Below are 21,507 nucleotides of genomic sequence, written 5' to 3' on the forward strand. Positions count from 1 at the left end.
CCTCAGTTGGCCAGATCCGTGGTCTCGACCGCGCCGGTGGGCGCGGGCGCTGTGGCCGTGCCTGCCCGCGGTGCCTGCCGTACGGCGCGGTTGGCCGTGGTGAGGACGGCCAGGGCGACCAGCCACGCTCCGCAGAGCCAGACCAGGGGCCTGGCGCCCAGAGCGCTGATCAGCGCCCCACCCGCGAGCGCGCCGACCGACAACGCCCCCGTGGTGAGCGTCGAGACCGCGCTGGTCGCCCGGCCCCGCAACTCGTCCGGGGTGATGGTCAGTTGATGCGTGGTCATCGCCACCGTGCAGACCGGTGCGACCAGGGACTCGGCGGCCGCCACCGCCGCCAGTGCCAACGGGTCGGGAGCCAGTGCGTACAACGGGAACATCAGCGCCTCCAACCACAGCATCACCACGGCGATCAGCCCGAGCGGGAGCCGCCGGGTGGCCCGGTCGGAGACCATTGCCCCCGCCGTCGCGCCGACCGCCGCGCCGCTGAACACGATGCCGATCCACACCGGGGAGGCGCCCAGTTGCCGGGCCAGCGTGATGATCAACAGGTAACCGGCGCCGTAGCGCACCTTGTCGGCGGCCGACACCAGGGTGAGGAAGCGGATGACGGGCTGCCGCCACAGCCAGCCGAGGCCCTCGCGGATCTCGGCGGTGACGCGGGTCTTCGTCCGGGTTGCCTGCCGGTCCAGCTGGAACCGGGCACGCATCAGACGCAGTGACACGGCGGACAGGGCGAAGGACACCGCGTTGACGGCGAACGGCACGGTCCGGCCCAGCGCGTAGAGGGCACCGGCGAGCGGAGCGCCGAGGATCCCCACCGCAGCGGCGGCGGACTGGGAGCGGCCGAGTGCGGCGGACAGCTGCCGCGGGCCGACGACATTGGGCAGGGCCGCGGTGTTCGCCACCTGGAACAGCGTGGTCAGGATTCCGGAGAGCACGGCCGTCGCACAGAGCTGGGGCATCGTGAGCCCGTCGAGCCACAGCGCGACGGCGACACCGGCGGCGAGCACCGTACGGCCCGCCTCGCACCAGATCATGGTGGCCTTGCGGTCCCACCGGTCGACGAGGGCGCCGGCGATCAGCCCGAACGCCAGGAACGACAGAGTACCGAGGCCGAGCACGACCCCTGCCTGGCCGGGCGACCCCGTGAGGGCCAGCACGGTCAGCGGCAGGGCCATCGACTGGGCCTGGTCACCGATGGCGGAGATCAGTTGTCCGCTCAGCAGCAGCGAGAAGTCCCGGTTCCGGAACAGGCCGGAACCGCGCAGGGTATTCATGGGAGTTACGCTCCGTAACAGCTCAAGGACACAAGGGTGGCGTGGAAGCTGGTGTCCGAGCTAGGAGACACGGGGCGTGGAAAGCATGCGCGGACCGTACCCAGAGCCTGGGCCGGTCCGCAAACGGTTTTCCCGGGACGGCTCAGCGGACCGGGAGGCCGAAGGAGTAACCCTGCTGCTTCAGCCACGGCAGAACCTCGCGCAGCGCGGCGACGGTCTGCGAGCGGTCACCGCCCGCGTCGTGGAAGAGGACGGTCGGGCCGTTCGGTATCTCGCTCTTCACCGTGCTGACGATGGCGTTCGTGCCGGGGCGTTCGAAGTCCTTGGAGTCGACGTTCCAGCCCAGGGGGCGCATTCCCCGGGAAGCGGCCAGCTTGCGGCTGTAGGGCGTGAAGGCACCGCCCGGGGCACGGTAGTAGAGCGGACGGACCCCGCCGGAAGCCTTGGTGATCATGCGTTCGGCGTCGAGGATCTGCTGGGACTGATACGCGTCGGACTTGGTGTCCATGGTGGTGTCGTGCGACACGGTGTGGTCGCACAGCCGGTGACCCGCCGCCACGACTGCCTTGACCAGTTCCGGGTGCGCCTGGGCCTGCGTGCCCACCATGCAGAACGTGGCCTTCACGCCGTAGTCCTTCAACACCTGGAGCACCTGCGGGGTCCAGGTCGGGTCCGGCCCGTCGTCGATGGTGATGTTGACGCCCCGGGTGCCGCGGTCCGAGGCGTGGACGATCTCCGCGGACACGGGCGCCGCCCGACGGCTCTGCGAGGGCTTCCCGGAGGTGTTCGCGCCGGCGTGCCCCCCGCCGACGGGGCCGGCCTGTGCCGTCCACACCGACGTGGCGGCGGCCAGCGCCGTCACCCCGACCGCCGCCGCGACGACCCGGCCGTACCATCCCCGCCCGCCATGCCGTGCCATGTACGCCTCGTTCCTTGCCGTGCCGATGGGATCCCGTGCACCTGTCAGGACGGAGGAAGCCGACCACGGGATCCGTCTGTTACGGATCACGGACAATTCCGCGGGAGTTCTGCGACACATCCCGGAACTCGGCGGTAGGACGGCCGAATTGCGACGGTGACCAGCTCTGCGGTTCCGGACGGCAGGAGATGTGCCTGGGCGATGCGGGAACCGGGGCGGGCCGCGACGGCGTCAACCGGGTGAGCCGCCCGATCGAGGCCGGCGGGTACGCCACTCATGCGCGGCAGGTGTCGTCAAGACCGCCGGGGCGTAAGGGGATTGGGAGCAAGGCGACCGGGAGCCGAGGCTCCGGCCTGTCGGCCGGGCGGGGGAAGGGTCATGGAATCCGAGCGGCTGATCACGGAGTTGACGCGGGAGCAGGAGGCCGACCTTCGCGAGGTGGGAGCGGAGTGGGCGGCTATCGAGGTGGCGACCGGTCCGGGCGATCGCGCGGCGGCGGAGGACGGGGTACGGGCCGCCTACCGGGCGCTCGGAGTGCCGCCCCCGCGCTTCATCGTCTGGCTCGACTCGCCCTGGGCCGGAATGATCGGGCAGGCCATGCTCCCCCGGATCGTCGCCTCGGTCGCGGGAGGCCTCGGCGCCCGAGTGTCCGCCCGCCTGCGCCCACGGATGTCCGGGTGTCTGGGGACCGGCAGGGGAACGTACCTCCAGCACGAGGTCCACGCCCGGATCGAGGCACAGGTGGGTGAAGCGGTGGGCGACCGGGTGTCGGCGCTGGCGTGCGATCCGCTGCACGGGCTGACGGGCTGGCGTTCCGTGGCGGTGGGCTCGCTCAGGCACCAGGTGAACGCACAGCATGCCGGAGTCCTGTCACCGCGGGCCGACAGCGACGGCTACGTCGACTCGGCCAGGTTCGACTTCGAGGTCGTGGCCCGGGTGCACGGCGAACTGGTCGCTCAGGTGGCCGCCCGGGCAGGAGTCTGCCCGCCGTTCGTGAGGACACCGTCCCGGCCGCCCCTGCGCTGGTGGCGGGGCACCGTCCGGTCCGGCTGGAGCGTGGTGCCCTACGCGTGGGCCGACGCCCTGGAGCGCATCGGCGTGAGGGGTATGGATGTCGTCCACGGTGAGCAGCAGGTGGCCCGGAACGCGGGCTACTGGTGGGCCTTTCGCGACTACGCGGTCCTCACCCCGCGTCCCGACGTCTTCCACCGGGACGCGGAGGGGCGTCCGCACTGCGCCGACGGTCCGGCGGCTGCGTGGCCCGACGGCTGGGCGGTGCACGCCTGGCACGGGACGACGGTTCCCGCGTCCCTGATCCAGGGCCGCTGGGACACCGACCGGATTCTGCTGGAGCGCAACGTCGAGGTGCGGCGCTGCGCGATCGAACGGATGGGCTGGCCCGAGTTCATCGCCGGGGCGGGCCTGCGGCAGGTGGGCCGCAATGAGCCCGACCCGGCCAACCCGGGCCAGTGGCTGGCCCTCTACGACCTGCCCGCCGCGGTCTACAACGTGCCCGTACGGGTTCTGCTGTGCACGAACGCCTCGGTCGAGCGCGACGGGACCCGCAGGCGGTACGGGCTCACCGTGCCGGGCGACACCCCTGACCCCACCACGGCGGCGGCCGGCCTGCTCGGCCTCAACCGCGACCAGTACCTCACCCTCACCCGTGCCACCTGATCAGGAGACACCGTGCACACACAGCGGCCCACCCTCGGACACGTCGCCTCGCTCGCGGGGGTCGACGTCCTGGAACACCTCGACCGGCAGGCCGCCGTACATGTCACCTCGGGCCTGCAGCGCCAGGGCGACGTCGGACTGATCCCGGTCGGTCTGATCGGGTACGAGCCGCCCCAGGGCGGTACACAGGTCCCCGCGGCGGGCGTACCCCTGGTGTCCGCCGGCAGCGGCGCTCACACCCACCTGCTGGTGGCCGACGGCGAGGTCACCTGGGCGCCGCTCCGGAGCGGGGGCGCGGACGTCGGATGCTTCACCGTCCACGAGGGTGCCACTGCCTACGTCCTGCACCCCGAACACGGAGCGATGGGCCACGCCCCCGGCACCTACCTGGTGCGGCGCCAGGTGGAGCAGACCAACGACGAGCGCCTGGTCGTCGACTGACCCCCGCTTGCGGCCGGTGGTCGCCGCGTGCCCCACGCCCACCGGCCCCGGGGCGGCTCTCAGCCCGGGGCGCTCCTGCCGCGCACCGGCTCGAGGTAGACCTCGTCCGCGTAGCACCAGGCCCAGTCCTCGCCGGGTTCGAGGGACCGTGCCACCGGGTGCCCGGTCGCCTCGTAGTGAGCGGTGGCGTGCCCGCCGGGAGAACTGTCGCAGCAGCCCAGATGTCCGCAGGTCAGGCACAGCCGGACGGGGACCCGGCCCCGTGCGTGGGCCGCGCACTCCTGGCAGCCCGGGTTGCGCTCGGGGGCCGGAGCGGGACCGGGCTGATCCAGATGCGCGCAGTCACGGCCCTCGGGCCGACCGCCGTCCGGACGTACCACCCACCTGATCATGAACCGCCGGCCCTTCTGTCCCACCGCGAAGCCAAACCCGTTCACGGAACACTTCCGGCGCGGACCCGTGCGCGGTTGCAGGAAGCCGACGGAACACGCCGGCCGACGGAGCGCGGTGGCCGACGGCCGGCGGTACCCGGCTAGCGGGCGGTGCCGAAGTCCTGGGTCCAGTAGCTGTTGGGCTGGGCGAGACCGACGCCGATCTCCTTGAACGTGCAGTTGAGGATGTTCTCCCTGTGGCCGGGGCTGGCCATCCAGCCCGCCATGACGTCCTCGGGAGTGGCGTAGCCGTAGGCGACGTTCTCGCCGTAGGCGCTCCAGGAGTATCCCGCATCGGTGATGCGGTCGCCCGGGGAGGAGCCGTTGGACCCCGTGTGCGACATGTTCTGGTGGAGCGCCATGTCCTCGCTGTGCGCCTGCGCGGCCTTGCTGAGGGTGGCATTGAGGGTCAGCGGCGAGCAACCGGCCTTGCCGCGCTCGGCGTTGACGAGTTCCACGATCCGGGCGACGACTCCGGACGCCGTGGCGGTGGGCTTCGGGGTGCTCGGTGACGCGGGGGTCGTGGAAGCGGTGGCGGTCCGGGTGCCGGGTGCCGTGGTGGTCCTGGGCTTGGGAGCCGTGGTCTTCGGGGCGTGCGGGTGCGCGGTGGCCCTGGGCTTCGGCGCGGTGGTCTTCGTGGCGCTCGCGGAGGGGGTCGGCGTGGCCGGGGCCGTCCACGAGGGCCTTCCGCCCTGGTGCACGTTCCAGGGGCGACCCCAGTTCGGGTCGTTCCACCAGTCCTTCGCCGCGACGTTCTCGGCGCGGTACGACCGCGCTTCTCCACTGCCCGGCCAGTCCGTACAGGCCATGGCGGCGGACGGCACGCCCACGGCGCCCACGGCGACGGCAGCGATGACTATCCGCCGGTACTGCGTGCTCTTACGGTGCTTACCCATGCGTAACCCGCTCCTGAACTGCGGCGACGTCCTGCGGGTCGTCATTCTTAGGAAGCCTTCACACGGAGCGCAAAGGGTCTGCCTACTACACCGCTTCGTAGCCTTGTAGGCCTCTTGTCAGGGCAGTGGGGGGCGTGCTGGCCCGGCGTGCGGGGCTCTCGAGGCATGCTGTCGCTCCGTCAGAAACCCTTTGTGCCCGCGCAACGGGCGAGGGTGGCGCGCGGACGGAAATCGGTGAATCCGGGCGCGGTGTGCACCAGGGCCAAGACGGACAAATCCCATATGTCACCAGAGCGACGCCTACTAACCGGCACGCCTAGTTTCCGTATGCGCTGTGAGGGATGTCACGGAACCATTGGTTCCGGTTTTCGCTGCGCCTCGGGATCGCCGATCAGAGCGGGGAGTGGGCGACGCACGTCAGGTAGGCCCCGTAGAGCAGGGACACGGCGGTCAGGGCGCCGCCCACCAGCAGTGCCTGGGCGGGCCTCGCGCGCCAGGTCCGTACGAGCGCACGGGCCCACGGGATGAGGAGGGGGAACGCGGGAACCAGGAAGCGCGGCTTCGACGAGAACGAACCCGAGGCGCCCAGGACCAGCGCGACGAGGGCGCCCGCAAAGACCACCAGCGGCAGCGGCGCGCGGTCCAGGCACAGCAGGCAGAACAGCAGGACACCGACGGCGATGATCGCCAGCGCTGTCGGGTACACGACGCGGCCGCCGTGCAGGAGCAGGGCCTTCAGGAAGAGCAGCGATCCGGCGCCGAAGTCGAAGCGCGAGTTCCAGGCGTCCTGCACATGGAAGTAGCCCCGCCATGGTTCGCCCGTCCGCTGCCCCACCCACCACACGTATCCGAGCCAGCCCAGCGGGCTCACTGCGGCACCGACCCACACCACCGGACGCACGCGGCCGCGCCGTCCGATCAGCTCGTGCGCCCACGCGGCGATCACGGCCACGGCGACCGCGAAGCCGCTGGGCCGGGACAGGCCCGCGAGGGCGGCCAGGGCGCCGGCCCACAGCCACCGGTCCTTCAGCAGGCAGTACAGCGACCAGGCGGCGAGGGCGGAGAAGACCGGCTCGGTGTAGGCGAGGCCCAGGACGACCGAGTGCGGCAGCGCCGCCCACAGGCAGACGAGCGTGGTGGCGACCCCGTGTCCGTAGAGGTGGCGGCCGGTCGCGTAGATGCCCCACGCGGCCACCACCGCGGCGGTCCAGGAGATCACCAGCCCGGCCGCGCCCGGGGTGAGCGGCAGGACAGTGATCAAGCCTCGGATGAGTCCGGGGTACAGCGGGAAGAACGCCCAGTCCGTCTGCAGCGCACCCGAGCGGGCCACCCGGACGAGGCTCCCGTACCCGTGCTCGGCGATGTGGAGGTACCACACCGAGTCCCACGAGTGAGCCAGACTGCTCAGCAGGGGGCGATGAGCCAGGTGGTTTGTCGCGGCCATTACCGCCACCCCGGTGAGCCGGATGGCCACGAACAGGACGAGGGCCGCCGGTACGCCCCGGGGGGCATCGAGCCGCAGGCGCCTGATCGCGGGGCGCCGGCCGGGCCCGTCCTGGGCGGCGGGACCTGAGCGGGGAACGGAAGACGTGCTCACGCTCCGACCTTGGGCATGTGCCGACTGGGGCGCAAACGGGAAACGCGCTTCTTCCACTACTCATACCGGAAAGCCCGCGTACGGCAGGGGGAGGAGGGCGTACGACCGTACGTCGACCTCCCCCATGGCGTCCGGACCCGCACAGTGGTGGCCTGTGGCCGCACGACCTCAGCCGTCGGTGCTCTCCGAGGACGCCGCCGGCTCACCGGCACGCGCCGGGGCCGATGTGTCGGCCGCGGTGTAGTAGACCGACGTGCCCTGCTTGGAGCGATGGGCCTGGTTCTTGGCCACGAGCCCCTCGAGCGTGGTGCGCACGACAGTGGTCTTGACGTTCCGGTCGGGATGGGCCTGCCCCAGCGCGGCGGTGACCTCCGCGGCCGAGCGCGGTTCGCTCTGCTCCGACAGATGACGGCGCACGAGTTCGACCAGGGTCGGCTGCGAGGACGGCGCGGCCTCGGCCTTGTCGGCGGGCTTCTTGGCGGACTGTTTGCGGGTTGCCGCCGGCCGGCCGGGCGGGGCGGACTTCGGGGTCCGCGGGGGATTTGGGGGGGGGGGTTCCGCAGTGGTCTTCTGCCGCGGCGCGGGAACGACGGCGCTGTCGGGCACCGGCTCGGCCTCGGCCGGCGCGGCCGGCGCCGCCGGGACACCGAGCGCCTGCTGCATGTTCGCCAGCACGGAGTGGTCGTGCTGCAGAACGGCCAACTGCTCCTGGAGCGCAATGATTTCCGCGCCGATGCGCTCCTGCTCCTTGACGTTGCGCTCGAGGTCGTTGGTGACCTGGGCGATGTACTGCGACGCCAACTCGGTGACTGGGATCGTACTCTCGGACATGCTGTTCACCCTTCCTCGGTCCCCGGCTGTGCACCGGGACCTGCCGTGGCGGCTGGCGGACGTGAAGGCACTGACTCGGCTGGTGTTTGGCCGGGTGCCGGGCCGCTTCTGTGAGCAGACACACTGCCCTGAGAGATGCTACGCAGCAAGTTGTTGCTTCCGTGATCCTTCCCGAATCAATTCACCGCGCAGCGTGGCATGTCCTGCCGCCCTGTGCGTTGCCTATGCGACCGACGTGGGGATGTGCCGCGGGCGAACGTTGTTCGAGATCTGTTCGCGACGACCGTCGGGCCCAAGTCCTCGGTGATGTGCGAAGGGTGGGGCCCCGGGGCAGGCCCGCAGGCGCTCTTCCTGCGGAAATACGGTGGCCGCAGGTCGACCGCGATGCTGGGATGGGGCGATGCGGCAAGAGGTGTCGATGACCGTGGACCGCGGTCAGTACGAGGATGCGCTCACTCCATGGGAACAGGAGACCTGGCGGAACGACGTGTTCGGCTGGGTCGAGGGCGAGCTCGCCGCACATGGTCTGAGGGTGACCGGCCGAACAGAGGTACGACTTCGCCCCTGGTCCGTCCTCGTGCGGGTATGTGTTCGGGGAGGTGACTCGGTCTGGTTCAAGGCGAATCCACCGGCCAGCGCCTTCGAAGGCGCACTGACCCGGGCGTTGGCCCGTTGGGTGCCCGGACACGTACTGCGGCCGCTCGCCGTAGATGCCGATCGCGGCTGGTCACTGCTGCCCGACGGGGGCGAGCTCTTCAGGAGCGTCCTCGCACGGGAGGCGGCCGGTCCCGGCGCGTGGGAAGCGCTCCTGCGTCAGTACGCGGCCATGCAGCACGCGCTGGTCCCGTACGCGCGGGACATAGAGCAGTTGGGTGTTCCCGCCGCGCGCACCACCGCGCTGCCCGACGTCTTCGACGGGCTGCTCGCCAAGAACCATGCGCTGGGGCAGGAGGAGCGCAGGAGTCTCGAGGACCTTCGGCCGCACCTCGTGCAATGGTGTGCCGAGCTGGCGGCCTTGGGCATCGAGGACTCCCTCGACCACTCGGACCTGCACGACGGCCAGTTGTTCAACCCGGAACCGGGGCGGTTCACGTTCTTCGACTGGGGTGACGCGGCCGTCTCCCATCCGTTCTGCAGTCTGCTGGTCCCCGCCCGGAGGGCCCGAGACCGCTACGGGCACGACGTGCTGCCGCGACTGCGCGACGCCTATCTGGAGCCGTGGACGGGCGCCGGCCGCACCACCGCGGACCTACGACGTGCGGTGAGCCTCGCATGGCGACTGAGCGCGCTCGGCCGTGCCTGTTCCTGGGGCCGCCTGTTCCCGGCCGCGTCCGGTTCCGCCGGTGCCACGGGTGCGGCGGAGAGTGCCCGCTGGTTGCTGGAACTCCTCAAGGACCCACCGGTGTAGGTCACGGCACACTCACTCGCCGGTCGTCGTCGCCTGTCAAGTCGCGTAGAAATCCGGGCAGTTGGGGAGTGGCGCGGGACGGTGGCGGGCGGCGGGGCCCTCGGCGAAGGCGCGCAGCAGGTTCTCCGTCGTGCGGGTGACGAAGGCGCGGGTGCGGGCGTCCATGCCATGGTCGCGGCCGAGTTCATCCGACCCTGCCACCAGGGCCTCCACCCAGCGCATGGTCCCGGACGCGAACACCCCCGCCCCGCTGGGGACGGTGTAGTAGGCCGAGTCACTGTGACTGGGGCGGCCCGCGCACACCAGAGGTGAGTGTGCGGTGATCTCCAGGAGCCGCGGGGTTTCCGGGGTGGGCGTGACGCGGTCGTACTCGACGCCCACCAGGTGCGCGAAGGCGTCACCGGCGCGCACTCCGGTGCCCTCGTGCAGCCAGTGACCGGACGAGTTGACGACGTAGGGTGCGTCGACCGGGTAACCCTCGTAGAGCACTCCGGTGAGGGAAGATTCGGGATCGGGGGCGGGCCCGGCACGGAAGTCCGCGGTCACCAGGGCCGGCTGCGCGGCGTAGCACGGGTCCGCGCGGTAGGCGGACTTGTAGCACACCACCGTACGGTCGTCCGCGCCCGTGCCGGGCTGCAGACGGATTCTCCGGAAGCACGTGTTGGCGCCGAGGAACGCGATGTTGGTGCCCGCGTCACGGGCCCGAGTGACGTGGGCGCGCTGCTCGGGCGTCCAGTACTCGTCGTGCCCGAGACATACGACGGCGGCGGCGCCGTCCAGTACTGCCGGGTCGGTGTGCACATCGAGGCCGGTGGTGTAGGCGAGCGGTATGCCCAGCCGCTCCGCCAGTACCACCGCGGCCCACTCGTACACGCGGAACTTCTCGGCCCCGTCACTGTCGTAGGGCCGGTCGAAACTCACCGCCAGGGAGCGGGTCTCGTACGACCCCGTCGGACCGGCATAGAGGCTCGAACCGCCCCATCGGTTGTACGCCTGCCAGGTGGCCGGGGCGTGCAGCAGAACCGTGCGACCCGTTCCCCGGACCGAGCGCACTATGAGCGGCACGTGGCGCTGGTGTCCGGTGGCCGCGTCCAGCCGGAGCAGATAGGCGCCCTCCGGCCAGGTCGCCGTGTCGAGGGCGAGGGTGCGCCGCCAGTCCGCGAACACCGTGCGGGTCTTCGGCCGGAACCCCGGGGCCCGCTGGACACGGCCACGCACCGGGGGCGAGGTCCACACGCGCCGGGCCAGGGCACCGCCGTACCAGCCCACGCGGAACGCCGACACCCGGAACGAGGCCGCCGTGGTCGACACGGACAGCCCGACTTCCTGTCCGGGCGTCACGCTCACCCGGTCGGTGTAACCCACGATCGCGTCCGGCGGGCCCTGCGACGTGATGCGCCAGTCGGGTGTGCCCGGGGCGTCCCGTTCCGCGTCCGGCCGATGGCCGCCGTCGCCGGTGCGGGGTGGCCGGGCGGGGGGTCCGTGGTCGCACGCCGCGGCTCCGAGGCCCACGCCCGCACACACGCAGAGGAACCGCCGGCGTGAGACGCCCGGCTCCGCGCCGTGTGCCGGGATCCGTGGTGGAGTCACACCGCCTCCTCGCCCCGTGCGGGCCGCCGCTCCAAGCCTCGCGACACCGCCGCGGCCCCGCAACTCCCCCGGGTTCGGCGATGCGGTCACCGTGTACGTGGCCGGGGGTCCGGGCCCGGCCCAAGCGCGCCCAACCCCCGGCCCCCCCGGCGCGGGCCCCCAACCCCGGATGCGGCCGGATGCCAGCGGGAGGCCGCGGCGCCTCACCGCCTGTTCCGGCCGCATCAGGAGGCGTTCCCCGAGAACACCTCCGCCCGGCCCGCGGTGTCAGTCGGGCAGCCGGTCCAGCAGCCACCCGCACAGCTCCTCCGTGATGGCTGTGTGCGCCGTCGTCGTCGAGGAGCAGACGAAGTCGTCGACCTCGCTCTCCGACGGGTCCAGGGCGTCGATGTCCGCGTACAGGTCCTTCTGCTGGTCGATGTCGCGGATCGCGACGGCGCTGACCGAGGGGACGAAGCAGACGTCCTCGTGCCGCAGATCGACCTGCGCGCCGGCCTTCTTCAGCATGTCGGCGAGGATCCCGTACGAGCGCAGGGTGCCGCCCGGTGCTCCGTCGGGCTCCGGGAAGCCGCTCGTCTTGATGGTCTTCTCGGCCTTGGGGAACCGCCGCTTCAGCTCGGCGACGATGACGTCCTTGCCCTGGGCCTGGGTGTGGAAGGTGGTGCCCGGGTAGATCCGCTCGACCTTCAGCACGGTCTCGCCGGGCGGGATCGCGAGGCCCCTGCCGTCACCGCGGCCGTTGGCCAGGGCGAGGATGCGCGGGAGGCGCGGCCAGCCGCCGACCTCTTCCAGCTTCCGCAGGAACTCCTTGCGCTCCGGCGCGATCCCGACCTGCCCGGTCTCGGGGTCGTAGTGCCGCCAGAGCATCTGCCGGGCGGCCGGGCTGTTCATCTGCCGCGCGAAGTCGTTCGCGACCGGGATGAAGTGCGCGAAGGCCTGGAGGCCGATCGGCACGACGCCGCCCCGGTGCGGGCTGTCGTAGGAGAAGTACAGCCCGGTTCGGTGGTCCATCCGCAGCATCTCGAGCCTGGCGAGTGCGTAGCGGGTGATCAAACCGCCCATGCTGAAGCCGCCCACCGTCAGCGGGGCGCCGCCCAGCTGCTCGGCCAGGGTCCGCTGTACGGCGGCCACCGCGGTCTGGGCGTTGTCCAGGATGGAGGTGGTGCGCTCCTCGAAGCCCAGCAGGATCACGTCCCGGTCCCGGCGGCGCAGCTCGCTCAGGAAGGGGTGGTCGCGGTCGAGGCCGGCGTACAGCCACTTCAGATCGCTCCTGCCGAGGTTGAAGCCGTCGGCCATGATCACCGGACGCGTGATGCCCTGGTTGCGCTCGCCGTAGAAGACGTGCGCGAAGCCGTTCGGCAGCTGCCACTGCTCGTCCGGCTCCGGTACCGGGTACGGCAGCGTTACCGGCGGTGCGGAGCTCAGAGGGCCGGCGAGCGTGAACGCCCCGACGCTCTGCTCGGCCTTCTCGTCCTGCTGCTCGGACAAAGTCATCTCCTCCCGAATTCGCGCATGGCACAGCAGCCCGTCGGAAGCGGGCTGGGGACTGCGGGCGGCGCAAAGACGCAGACATCATCAGCACACCGGCCCGGGCCCGGCGATGCGCCGCTCGGCGCTTCATTCGGATGGCCGCAACAATGTCGGGGGCATATGCCATGGCCGTGTGGGGGCGGAGTGCACCGCTCTCGGGACTCGGGCGGCTACGCCCCGGCGGCCGCGCCTGGCGTCGGTGCGCTGCCGGACCGGGCGACCACGCGCTTGACGCCGAGCAGCACCCGATACCGCTGCCGCGCGGCGAACTCCGTCAGTTCCCACACCGCCGGGCGTCCTGCCTCCGCACACAGGTGCAGCACACGTCCCTCGCCCGCCCAGAGTCCGACATGCGCGCCGTACGCATCGTGGGTGGAGTTGAACAGCAGCAGGTCGAGTGGCCGGGCGGGCGACACATGAACGGTGGCCGTCCTGTCGGCCCACAGTTCACTGGAACGCAGAGCCGGTGGATCGAACCCGAAGTGCCGCAGCACCTCGTAGGCGAACAGCTGGCAGTTCGCCCCCAGGGCAAGATCAGGGCGGCTCGTCACCGTGGGCGAACCGGGAAAACGGGAGCCGACGTGGGGCACGTTCCAGAAGGCCGCCGGAAGCAGGTTCAGTAACTGATCCACCGACCCATCATGCACGCACCGCCCGGACTCCGTGCATCGGCGCCGGACGACCTCCCGGCGCTCGGTGCCGATGGAACGGGGGCGCGTCGGGGCGATGTGCGACCGCGCGGACCGCGTGCTGCAATGGCCGGGGTGCCATGGGCGGACCGGTCGTTTCCGACAGCGAGAAACCGAGAAACAGCGAGGAGTGCGACATGCTTCCCTCGGCGGCCTCGGGCGTACCAGCCGCACCACGTATGAGCGAGGCGGCGTTCCGGGCGCTGTACGAGCGGCTGCGCGCCGGGACACGGCAGGCCGGCGGCCCGCCGCGCGGGGCCCTGCGCCACCTGACTTCCGAACGTGTGCGGGCCGCGGCGACCGAGGTCCGTTCAGGAAGGACGGTGTCACTCGCCGCCCCCATCGAGACGCGCCGGGGACCGGACAGCCCCGAGCCCGCCGCCCACCGCATGACGGGACCGCCCCCCGCGGACCTGGACGCTCCCGGCCCGCACTTCGCACGCGACCGGCTGGCGATGAACATCCACGGCGACGTGGACAGCCACCTGGACGCCCTGTGTCATGTGATCGTCGACGGTGAGCTGTACGACGGCGTTCCGGCGCACAGCCTGACGCCGGACGGAGCCACCGCGCTGTCCGTGGACCTCGTCGACAACGGCATCGTCGGCCGCGGTGTGCTCCTGGACGTCCCCAGGCTGCGCGGGGTGCCCTGGCTGGAGCCGGGCGACCACGTGACCCCGGAGGACCTGGCCGCGGCGGAGGAGGCCCAGGGCGTCCGGGCCGGGCCGGGGGACCTGCTGTTCGTCCGGGTCGGTCACCGGCTCAGACGGCGGGAGCTGGGGGCGTGGAACGTCTCGGAGGCCCGCGCGGGACTGCACCCGACGGCTGTGACGTTCCTGGCCGAGCGGCAGGTCGCGGTGCTGGGCGGGGACGGCAACAACGACACCGCCCCCAGCCCGGTGGACGGCGTCGGCTTCCCCGTTCACGTGCTCGCGATCCACGCCATGGGCACGTACCTGATGGACTGGCTCCAGTTCGAGGAACTGGCACCGGCCTGCGCGGACGCGGGACGCTGGTCCTTCCTCTGCGCGGTCGCGCCGCTGCGCCTGCCCGGGGCCACCGGATCCCCGGTGAATCCGATCGCCGTCCTCTGACACGGCCGGCCGCTCGCCGCTTCCCCCAGGTGCCGACCACCCGTACGGCGGATACGTTCGAAGGGACGGACCGGCTGCTGCGTTCCCGCAGTGCGCACCGAAGGGTCCCCCGGACGAGTGGGGCCGCGAGCGCAAGGACGGTGGTCCCCTTGAGCACATCCACCCACTACGACGTCATCGTCATCGGCACCGGGGCCGGCGGCGGCACACTGGCCCACCGGCTCGCTCCGTCCGGCAAGCGGGTGCTGCTCCTCGAACGCGGCGGCTTCCTCCCGCGCGAGCGCGACAACTGGGACTCCACGGCCGTGTTCGTCAAGGGCAAGTACCGTGCCCCGGAGTTCTGGATCGACAAGCAGGGACGCGAGTTCCCGCCCGAGGTCAACTACTACGTGGGCGGCAACACCAAGTTCTACGGCGCGGCCCTCTTCCGGCTGCGCCCCGAGGACTTCGGCGAACTGCGCCACCACGACGGCGTCTCGCCCGCCTGGCCCATCCGCTACGAGGACCTGGAGCCGTACTACACACAGGCGGAGCACCTCTACCTGGTCCACGGACGGCACGGCGAGGACCCCTGGGAAGGTCCGGTCAGCGCGCAGTACGCCTACCCTCCGGTCGAACACGAACCCCGCATCCAGCAGTTGAGCGACGACCTGGAGAAGCAGGGCCTGCACCCCTTCCATCTGCCGATCGGCGTCAACCTGAGCCAGGACGACAGCGGCCGGGCGACCCGGTCCAGCGTCTGCATCCGCTGCGACCGGGTGGACGGCTTTCCCTGCCTGGTCCGCGGCAAGTCCGACGCACAGGTGATCTGCGTGGAACCGGCCCTGGAGCACCCCGGCGTGGAACTGGTCACCAACGCACACGTGGTCCGGCTGGAGACCGGTCCCGACGGGCGCAGCGTCACCGCGGTCGTGGCCCGGGTGGCCGACGAGGAGGTCCGCTACTCGGCGGACATCGTGGTCGTCGCGTGCGGCGCGGTGAACTCGGCGGTCCTGCTGCTCGCCTCGGCCAACGACCGGCACCCCCGGGGCCTGGCAAACAGCTCCGACGTCGTCGGCCGGTACTACATGCGCCACAACAACCTGGCCCTGATGGCCGTGTCCAAGGAGCCCAACGACACCCTCTTCCAGAAGACCCTCGCCCTGCACGACTGGTATCTGGGCGCGGACGACTGGGAGTACCCGATGGGCGGGATCCAGATGCTGGGCAAGTCGGATTCCGAACAGATCCACGGTGAGGCGCCGCGCTGGGCGGGCACGGTGACACCCGACATGCCCTTCGAGGTGCTCGCCCATCACGCCGTCGACTTCTGGCTGTGCGGGGAGGACCTGCCGCAACCCGACAACCGGGTCACCCTCGACGACGACGGCCGTGTCCACCTCGCTCTCGACGAGTCGAACAACATCGCCGGTCTGACCCGGCTGCGGCACAAGTTCCAGCACATGCTCGGCCATCTGGGCATGCACGAGCACCATCTGCTGTCCCACAGCATCTACCTGCACAAGGGCATGCCGATCGGCGCCACCGCACACCAGGCCGGTACCGTGCGGTTCGGCGACGACCCGGCATCGTCGGCGCTGGACGTCCACTGCAAGGCCCACGACCTGGACAACCTGTACGTGGTCGACACCGGCTTCTTCCCGAGCATCGGAGCCGTGAACCCGTCCCTGACGGCCATCGCGAACGCCCTGCGCGTGGGCGACCACATCCTGGAGCGGCTCGGCTGACCCTGCCGGGCTGCGGCCTCCGGCCGGGCGAAGATGATCAGCCAGGCGGCCCAACGCCGACCCGTCCCGCGCGCCCCGTTCCTCCCGCGGTGATTCTGTGGCCTTCGACCCGTCCGGGCACTGGTCCCGGCGGACCGGAGTCCCGCAGCGGAGGAGGCTGTCGATCGTGGGTGTCACCGAGGACGCGTCGCAGAGCGTGATCCCCGCTCAACTGCTCAAGGGGCAGAAGGCCCTGGTCACCGGCGCCAATTCCGGCATCGGCAAGGCGACGGCGATCGGACTGGGCCGGGCCGGGGCCGACGTCGTCGTCAACTACGTGGCCGGCCGCGAGGAGGCCGAGCGGGTGGTCGAAGAGATCACCTCGTTCGGGGTGCGCGCGGCGGCCTATGAGGCGGACGTGTCCCAGGAGGACCAGGTCGTCGCCATGATGGACCGGATGGTCGGCGAGTTCGGGACCATCGACGTCCTGGTGGCCAACGCCGGACTGCAACGTGACGCCCCGGTCACCGAGATGACCCTCGCGCAGTGGCGCAAGGTGCTCGACGTCAACCTCACCGGACAGTTCCTGTGTGCCCGCGAGGCGACCAAGGAGTTCCTGCGGCGCGGGGTCGTCCCCGAGGTGTCGCGCGCCGCCGGCAAGATCATCTGCATGAGTTCGGTCCACCAGATCATCCCGTGGGCCGGGCACGTCAACTACGCCAGCTCCAAGGGCGGCGTACAGATGATGATGCAGACCCTGGCCCAGGAACTCGCGCCGAAGAAGATCCGGGTGAACGCGGTGGCGCCCGGGGCCATCAGGACGCCGATCAACCGCAGCGCCTGGGAGACACCGGAAGCCGAACGCGACCTGCTGCGGCTCATCCCGTACGACCGGGTGGGCGACCCGGAGGACATCGCCAACGCGGTCGTCGCCCTCGCCTCCGACCTCATGGACTACGTCGTGGGAGCCACCCTCTACGTGGACGGCGGCATGACCCTCTTCCCGGGCTTCGCCACCGGCGGCTGACCCCTTCCCGCACGCCGTCCCCGGCTGGAGACACGCATGCACAACACGGTCCACCTGATGGCGGACGTGCCGGCCCAGATGCTCCCGGCCCGGTCACTGATGGCGTTCACCCTCGCCTCGCACATCATCCTGGTGCCGCTGGGAGTGGCCCTGCCGCTCATCACGCTCATCATGCACGGCTACGGCCTGCGCCGAGGCGACGTCACGGCGCTGCTGCTGGCCCGGCGCTGGTCGGCCGTCATGGCGGTGCAGTTCGCCATCGGGGTGGTCACCGGCACCGTGCTGTCCTTCGAGTTCGGGCTGCTGTGGCCCGGCATGATGGGCCGGTGGGGCGACGTCTTCGGGATCGGGTTCGGCGTCGAGGCCTGGGCCTTCTTCCTGGAAGCCGTGCTCATCGCCATCTATCTCTACGGATGGCGAAGGCTTCCTTCCCGGACCCACTTCCTGCTCGGCCTGCCCCTGCCCTTCGCAGCCCTGCTGGGCGCCTTCGGCATCCTGGCCGCCAACTCCTGGATGAACACACCGCAGGGATTCACCCTCGACTCCGCGGGCAACCCCACCGACGTGCACATCCTGAAGGCCGTCTTCACGCCCATGTTCGGCCCGGAGTACTGGCACTTCGTCGTGGCGATGTTCGTGACGGCGGGCTTCGTCGTGGCCGGCGTCTACGCGGTCGGCTGGTTGCGCGGGCGCCGGGACCGGTATCACCGGCTCGGCTTCACCATCCCCTTCACGCTGGCCGCGGTGCTCACACCGGTGCAGTTCGTGCTCGGCGACTCCATCGCCCGCCAGGTGTTCCACAAGCAGCCGGAGAAGTTCGCCGCGATGGAGATCGTCTGGAGGACCGACACCCACGTGCCGGAGTACCTCTACGGCAGGCTGCACTCCGACGGCACGGTCTCCGGAGGCATCAAGATCCCCCAGCTCGACTCCATCCTCGCCGGCTTCCGCCCGGACACGAAGGTGACCGGACTGACGGCCGTACCGGCCGACGACCACCCGACCCCCCTCCAGGCCACCATCACGCACTTCGCCTTCGACACCATGGTCTTCATCGGCTCCCTGCTGCTCCTGCTCGCCCTCTGGTACGGCGTCCTGTGGCTGTGGCGGCGCCGGCTGCCCGCCTCCCCGTGGTTCTTCCGGGGCGCGGCGTGCGCGGGCGTGGCCTCCGTCGTCGCCGTCGAGTGCGGCTGGATCACCACCGAGGTGGGCCGCCAGCCCTGGATCGTCTACCAGTACATGCGAGTCGCCGAGGCGGTCACCGCGACCCGCGCCCCCGCCCTGTGGACCATGTTCGGCCTGGTCGCCGCCGTCTACGTGTTCGTCTTCGGCTCGTTCCTCGCCGTCCTGCTGAAGATGCGCACCCGCTGGCGGCTCGCCGACGCCTCGGACACGATGGCGGGCAGGGCGGAGAGCCCGGAGGCGGAGACTCCGTACGGACCCCGCTCGGCCCTGCGGGCGGGCAGCGCTTCCGCGCCCGGTGGCGGGCCCTCGGGCCGGGGGGAGGACCGGCCGTGACCGCCGACCTCGTCGCGATGGTCCTGCTCCTCGCGATCGCCGCCTACGCCTGTGCCGGCGGCACCGACTACGGTGCCGGCTTCTGGGACCTCACCGCGGGCGGGGCCGAACGCGGCAGGCGGCCACGACGGCTCATCGACCACGCGATGGCCCCCGTGTGGGAGGTCAACAACGTCTGGCTGATCTTCGTCCTGGTCATCATGTGGACCGGGTTCCCGACCTTCTTCCGCACCGTGTTCGTCGCCATGTGGCTGCCGCTGGCACTCGCCGCCGTGGGCACCGTGCTGCGCGGCGCCGGCTTCGCCCTGCGCAAGCCCGCCCGCCGGCTGGCCGGGCGCCGCCTGTACGGCGCGGTGTTCGCGATCGCCTCCCTCCTCACGCCGTTCTTCCTCGGCGCCGCCGTGGGCGGGATCGCCTCCGGCCGGGTCTCCCCGGGCACAGCGGCGTCGGTGGAGAACTGGGCCAACCCCACCTCCCTCTTCTTCGGGCTGCTCGCCGTCACCATGACGGCGTTCCTGGGCGCCGTTTTCCTGGCCGGGGACGCGCGCCGCTTCACCGCCCCCGATCTCGACGGCTACTTCCGCAGGCGAGCGCTCGTCGCCCTCGCCGTGGTCGCCGTGCTGACGGTGGTCATGCTGTTCGTCACCCACGCCGACGCCCCTCACATGTGGCACGGACTCACACACGGCGTCGGGCTCGTCCTGCTCGTCCTGGCGGCCGTGGCCGCGCTCGCCACGGGCTGGCTGCTGCTGCGCACCGCCGACGCGCGGTGGTCCCGCAGCACCGCCGTCGTGGCGGTCGCCGCGGGGGTGTTCGCCTGGGGCCTGGCGCAGCGGCCGTACCTCATCCCGGTGTCGCTGACCGTCAGCGCCGGCGCCGGCGCCCCCACCACACTGCGCTGGCTGATGCTGGTCAGCCTCGTGGCCGTGGTACTGGTCTTCCCCGCGGTCGCCTGCCTGTACTGGCTGGACACCCACGGCGAGCTCGAGTCGCTCACCGACGCCGACCTGCGGCGCGGCGGCGCGGGCGGCGACGCCTGACCCGCGAGGGCGGCGACGGTGTACGGAACCCTTCCGGGGTGGTGAGGCGGTGACCGAGAACGAGATCCTGCTGGGCATCGGGCTGACCTTCGCGCTCGCGGTGGGTTCGCAGATCCTGGCGTACCGGCTGCGGGTCCCCGCCATCGTCCTGCTCCTGCCCGCCGGATTCACGGCGGGAGCCCTGACCGACGTGGTCCACCCCGACAAGCTGGTGGGCCCGGCCTTCTCCCCGCTGGTGTCCCTCTCGGTGGCCCTGATCCTCTACGACGCGGGACTGGGACTGGACCTGCGCCACCTCCGGGGAGCGACCAGGAGCGTGGTCCTGCGGCTGGTCGTGCTGGGTGTGCTCCTCACCTGGGCGGCCGTCATGGCGGTGGGACCCGCTCTGCTCGGAGTGCCGTTCGCCGTGGCCTGCATGGTCGGGGTGATCCTCGTCGTGTCCGGGCCGACGGTCGTCGGGCCGCTGCTGGACCACGTACGGCCCTCCGACACCGTGCGACGGGTACTGATCTGGGAGGGCTCGCTCATCGACCCGATCGGCGGCATTCTCGGCGCCGTCGTCTTCCACTCCATCGTCGCCGGAGGGTTCCGGACCGGGCACGGATTCCGGTTCGTCACCTTCTTCGCGAGCCTCGGCGTCGGGCTGCTCGGCGGAGTCGTGGGAAGCGCGCTGCTCGGGTTCACCCTCCGCGTGCTCCGGCTCGGTGAGACCCTGGGCACGCTCGCCCAGCTGGCCACTGTGGTCGTGGTGGCCGCAGGCTGCGACATGGTGCTCGACGACACGGGGCTCATCGCTGCCGTCGTCACCGGGATGACGGTGGCCAACCGGCCTGGCTTCGACATGCCGGCGCGCCGGCCGTTCTTCGAGACGCTCGTCCAGCTCATCATCGGGCTGCTGTTCGTCTCCATTTCGGCCACGGTGACCCCGAAGTCCGTGGTTCCGGTGCTGCTCCCCACCCTCGCGCTCATCGCCCTGCTCGTCCTGCTGGTACGGCCCCTGGTCTCGGCCCTCTCCACCGCCCGGACGAGTCTGGGCAAGGGGGAGCGCGCCTTCGTCGGCTGGATGGCGCCCCGGGGCATCGTCGCCGCCTCCACGGCCGCCACGTTCTCCGGCGCGCTCGTCGACCGGGGCCTGCCCGACGCCGGCACGATCCTGCCGGTCACCTTCCTGGTGATCGTGGGGACCGTCCTCGTGTACTCCCTCACGGCCAGGGCGGTGGCCGCACGGCTGGGCGTCGTCCGTACCCCACGCACCCGCCCGCTGCTGGTCGGCGGCGCCCCGTGGGTGATCGAGCTCGCCCGCGTGCTGCGGGCGGCCGGCCTCGACGTGCTGATGTGGGCCGGACCGGTCGAGGAGCGGGACCGCATCGCACGGGCCGGGATCGAGCTGGCCGACGGAGGGCTGATGGCCACGGCGACCAGCCCCGGAGCCAGGCTGGAGGGCGTGACCGCGGTGTACCTCCTCACGGACGACGACGACTTCAACGTCCTCGCCTCGGTGGTCCTGGAGGACGGCGTCGAAGGACCGGTACTCCGGGTCGGCCCGGCGCCCGAGAGCAGCGCCGTGGTCGCCCCCTACGCCGAGAGCGACGTCCTCTTCGGCCGCCACCTGGTCCGGCAGGACCTGGCCGATCGCTTCGGGCGGGGCGCACGCCTGCTGCTGCGGCCCGCCTCGGAGACGCTGCCACCGGACCACGACGTCCTGTTCGTGCTGCGGTCCGACGGCCGGCTGGTGCCTGTCACCGAGGCACGACCGGTCGCTCCGCAGGAGGGCGACACCCTGGTCGTGCTCGGCCCGGCCCCGGACTGACATCAGGAGCCGAGGGCGCCGAG

18 protein-coding genes are annotated in these 21,507 nt (G+C 71.4%); 9 read left to right on the forward strand and 9 right to left on the reverse strand.

The features are described 5' to 3' along the window. Positions 1-2: 2 nt before the first annotated feature. Both ACFW2E_RS08930 and ACFW2E_RS08935 read right to left on the reverse strand, forming a co-directional pair. Positions 3-1,280, reverse strand: coding sequence for an MFS transporter (locus tag ACFW2E_RS08930; protein WP_384463568.1), 1,278 nt, complete (start codon positions 1,278-1,280; stop codon positions 3-5). A 142-nt stretch (positions 1,281-1,422) separates the two neighbouring features. Further along, a complete protein-coding gene (locus tag ACFW2E_RS08935) occupies positions 1,423-2,199 on the reverse strand; it encodes a polysaccharide deacetylase family protein (protein ID WP_384463571.1) in 777 nt (258 codons plus the stop codon). 378 nt (positions 2,200-2,577) lie between these two features. Here ACFW2E_RS08935 and ACFW2E_RS08940 point away from each other — a divergent pair, with 378 nt between their 5' ends. Both ACFW2E_RS08940 and ACFW2E_RS08945 read left to right on the forward strand, forming a co-directional pair. Then, on the forward strand, positions 2,578-3,876 hold the full coding sequence (locus tag ACFW2E_RS08940) for a DUF6745 domain-containing protein (protein WP_384463574.1): 1,299 nt from the start codon (positions 2,578-2,580) through the stop codon (positions 3,874-3,876). 12 nt (positions 3,877-3,888) lie between these two features. Then, positions 3,889-4,317, forward strand: coding sequence for a hypothetical protein (locus tag ACFW2E_RS08945; RefSeq protein WP_384463577.1), 429 nt, complete (start codon positions 3,889-3,891; stop codon positions 4,315-4,317). Between the two features lie 59 nt (positions 4,318-4,376). On the opposite strand, the gene ACFW2E_RS08950 is transcribed toward ACFW2E_RS08945, so the two are convergent. The 4 genes from ACFW2E_RS08950 to ACFW2E_RS08965 all read right to left on the reverse strand — a co-directional run bounded on the left by ACFW2E_RS08950 (position 4,377) and on the right by ACFW2E_RS08965 (position 8,072). Beyond that, entirely contained in the window at positions 4,377-4,709 is a 333-nt protein-coding gene (locus ACFW2E_RS08950) for a UBP-type zinc finger domain-containing protein (protein WP_384463580.1), read from the reverse strand. 140 nt (positions 4,710-4,849) lie between these two features. Next, the gene (locus ACFW2E_RS08955) at positions 4,850-5,644 is read right to left on the reverse strand and encodes a CAP domain-containing protein (RefSeq protein ID WP_384463583.1); all 795 of its coding nucleotides are present in this window, start codon (positions 5,642-5,644) and stop codon (positions 4,850-4,852) included. Between the two features lie 391 nt (positions 5,645-6,035). After that, a complete protein-coding gene (locus ACFW2E_RS08960) occupies positions 6,036-7,241 on the reverse strand; it encodes a glycosyltransferase family 39 protein (RefSeq protein ID WP_384463586.1) in 1,206 nt (401 codons plus the stop codon). A gap of 168 nt (positions 7,242-7,409) precedes the next feature. Then, positions 7,410-8,072, reverse strand: coding sequence for a hypothetical protein (locus ACFW2E_RS08965; RefSeq protein ID WP_384463589.1), 663 nt, complete (start codon positions 8,070-8,072; stop codon positions 7,410-7,412). Positions 8,073-8,472: 400 nt separating this feature from the next. On the opposite strand from ACFW2E_RS08965, the gene ACFW2E_RS08970 reads away from it, so the two are divergent. Further along, the gene (locus ACFW2E_RS08970; protein ID WP_384463592.1) at positions 8,473-9,480 is read left to right on the forward strand and encodes an aminoglycoside phosphotransferase family protein; all 1,008 of its coding nucleotides are present in this window, start codon (positions 8,473-8,475) and stop codon (positions 9,478-9,480) included. A gap of 36 nt (positions 9,481-9,516) precedes the next feature. On the opposite strand, the gene ACFW2E_RS08975 is transcribed toward ACFW2E_RS08970, so the two are convergent. From ACFW2E_RS08975 to ACFW2E_RS08985, 3 genes are all read right to left on the reverse strand, one after another. Then, entirely contained in the window at positions 9,517-11,070 is a 1,554-nt protein-coding gene (locus ACFW2E_RS08975; protein ID WP_384463595.1) for a N,N-dimethylformamidase beta subunit family domain-containing protein, read from the reverse strand. Positions 11,071-11,337: 267 nt separating this feature from the next. Continuing rightward, entirely contained in the window at positions 11,338-12,564 is a 1,227-nt protein-coding gene (locus ACFW2E_RS08980; protein WP_384463597.1) for an esterase/lipase family protein, read from the reverse strand. A gap of 206 nt (positions 12,565-12,770) precedes the next feature. Beyond that, positions 12,771-13,232, reverse strand: a complete 462-nt coding sequence (locus tag ACFW2E_RS08985) for a hydrolase (protein WP_384463600.1) — start codon at positions 13,230-13,232, stop codon at positions 12,771-12,773. Between the two features lie 236 nt (positions 13,233-13,468). Here ACFW2E_RS08985 and ACFW2E_RS08990 point away from each other — a divergent pair, with 236 nt between their 5' ends. The 6 genes from ACFW2E_RS08990 (at position 13,469) to ACFW2E_RS09015 (ending at position 21,484) form a co-directional block, all read left to right on the forward strand. Beyond that, on the forward strand, positions 13,469-14,383 hold the full coding sequence (locus tag ACFW2E_RS08990) for a cyclase family protein (RefSeq protein ID WP_384463639.1): 915 nt from the start codon (positions 13,469-13,471) through the stop codon (positions 14,381-14,383). 149 nt (positions 14,384-14,532) lie between these two features. Beyond that, a complete protein-coding gene (locus ACFW2E_RS08995; RefSeq protein ID WP_384463603.1) occupies positions 14,533-16,110 on the forward strand; it encodes a GMC oxidoreductase in 1,578 nt (525 codons plus the stop codon). Positions 16,111-16,276: 166 nt separating this feature from the next. After that, entirely contained in the window at positions 16,277-17,116 is an 840-nt protein-coding gene (locus ACFW2E_RS09000) for an SDR family oxidoreductase (RefSeq protein ID WP_384463605.1), read from the forward strand. A 36-nt stretch (positions 17,117-17,152) separates the two neighbouring features. Continuing rightward, complete coding sequence (locus tag ACFW2E_RS09005; protein ID WP_384463608.1) at positions 17,153-18,634, forward strand: cytochrome ubiquinol oxidase subunit I; 1,482 nt, start codon at positions 17,153-17,155, stop codon at positions 18,632-18,634. Beyond that, complete coding sequence (locus tag ACFW2E_RS09010) at positions 18,631-19,674, forward strand: cytochrome d ubiquinol oxidase subunit II (RefSeq protein ID WP_384463611.1); 1,044 nt, start codon at positions 18,631-18,633, stop codon at positions 19,672-19,674. The genes ACFW2E_RS09005 and ACFW2E_RS09010 overlap by 4 nt, the downstream gene beginning before the upstream one ends. A 49-nt stretch (positions 19,675-19,723) precedes the next feature. Beyond that, positions 19,724-21,484, forward strand: coding sequence for a cation:proton antiporter (locus ACFW2E_RS09015; protein ID WP_384463614.1), 1,761 nt, complete (start codon positions 19,724-19,726; stop codon positions 21,482-21,484). The last annotated feature ends 23 nt before the right edge of the window (positions 21,485-21,507 follow it).

The sequence above is a fragment of the Streptomyces sp. NPDC058964 genome (genome assembly GCF_042741275.1).
Lineage (GTDB): Bacteria > Actinomycetota > Actinomycetes > Streptomycetales > Streptomycetaceae > Streptomyces.